Raw genomic sequence first — 1,837 nt, 5'->3', positions numbered from 1 at the left:
CCTTTCTTTTTAGAAAATTCAGCTTCTCCATAAGCTTTGCGTGCACCCACATATTCTTTATCATGAAATAAAGCATTCAATCGATTTGTAGCATATCGAACCAACTGATTATGCATCTGATTTGCATAGAAAAAAGACTTCGACAAAAACCGTTTCTCAGATTCACTTAGTTCCAACTGAAAGCGTACTGTATACATATCGAAATCTCCCTTTTTTACGATGCATTCTACGTATATATTATAACATGATTCGTGTATAGAAACTGCTAAAAAACTGTTACATACGTCATTCATCTCATGACTAAAGTCACGAGCGTTCTGACTTTAACAATAAATTACAATATTCATGTCTTTTCACAAATTCATCAAATTCTTCTTGTTTTAAAGTATTAAAAAATAAATACGACATATCTATATTCCATCCTTACTTGGATACTATAGATAGTCGTACTTAAATCTTCCTTAAATTATTTGTGTTTTGCGTTTTTTTCCTTAATCTTCTTATAAAATTTAAATGCCACATTATACAATAATGAATTAACTGGAATATCAAATTCACCAATGTATTCATTGATTCTTGGGTGATATATTTCTTTAAAATCTACAAGACCTCCTTTAAGAGTTCCTTCAATTCCCCCCATATTACTTGTTTTACATCCTAGTTCAAAACATTTTTCCATTGTTTTATACCAAGTTAAATATGGTCCCATTAATCGTTTGAAATCTTCATTCATACCTGCATATAGAATTTCTGATGTATGCCCATATTTTACGGTAAGTGTTCCACATACACAGACTGTTTCACCATATGTTTTCACATCTTCTTCATATTTAGTGATTTTCTTCTCTAATGAGTCTTTTAATTCTTCCAATGTGAAACGTTTTTTCTTTGCGTTTTCCGGACAATTATCTAAATCTAATAAACATTTTTCATATCTTGTTTTTGTCTCTTTTAACATATCATCGATATGGAAATAGGCTAAAGTGATAAAGGCATCATCTGCATATGTATCTAGAAGTAATTCGTAATATTCTTTTGTTCGTAAAGAAATTCCTTTTCTTTCCTCTGTACATTTCATGACTTTATCAAAGTCATCCAATAATTCTTTGTGTCCGAATTGAATATCTAAATTTTGTTTCAGAGCAACTTTAATGTTCTTTTTCCCTTTTTTAGATAAACTGTCCATGCCAAAATCATCTGCATACTCTACCATATTGTATCTTGGCTGAATGGTTGTATCAAAATCTTTATTAAATCCATAATGAATAGCTTTACATGATTTAATATTTTCAAACTCTTCCTTATAATTAAATTCTTGTCTTTCTTCATCTAAGTGGAAGCTTGAAACTAAAATGCTTGGATCAAATTTAATAAATAAACAATGTTCTTTTTTGGCAATTTTCTTTAATTCTGTAAAGTAGAAATTTAATAACTCTTTATTTTTATAATCTAAAATCGGCCCTCTAGGCAAATAAAACATAGAAAAAGAAAGTGGCAATGGACGAATCAATACTAATCCAGCTGCTACTAATGTATCCTTTTCATAAACCCCAGTATAAATGGGTTTCCAATTATTTTTTATATTTGCCCATTTGTAGCTTTGAAGCAAACTACAACTAGGATGATTTTCTACAAAGTGATCGTATTCTTTTTGATTTATATTCGATTTAAAAATATACATATATTTTCATTCCCCTTTATATTCCTGTAAATCATTATATCATTTTATTAATTTTACACCAATCTTATCCACATATTATTAGTGATTACGCATGAAATAATCTTCGAATTTTCGTGATTTAAGATTATTTATTTTTTTCTGTACTTTAATAGTGTA

2 protein-coding genes are annotated in these 1,837 nt (G+C 28.7%); both read right to left on the bottom strand.

Features of this window, described 5'->3' with window-relative positions; genetic code table 11:
• A partial coding sequence (locus tag Q0F04_RS11785) for a hypothetical protein (RefSeq protein WP_295753524.1) occupies positions 1-197 on the bottom strand: 197 nt, incomplete at its 3' end.
• Between the two features lie 269 nt (positions 198-466).
• Complete coding sequence (locus tag Q0F04_RS11780) at positions 467-1,681, bottom strand: peptidoglycan bridge formation glycyltransferase FemA/FemB family protein (RefSeq protein WP_295753522.1); 1,215 nt, start codon at positions 1,679-1,681, stop codon at positions 467-469.
• Positions 1,682-1,837: the final 156 nt, after the last annotated feature.

The organism is uncultured Holdemanella sp. (assembly GCF_934772795.1).
GTDB lineage: Bacteria > Bacillota_I > Bacilli_A > Erysipelotrichales > Erysipelotrichaceae > Holdemanella.
This window is presented reverse-complemented; position numbering and strand designations above follow the sequence as displayed.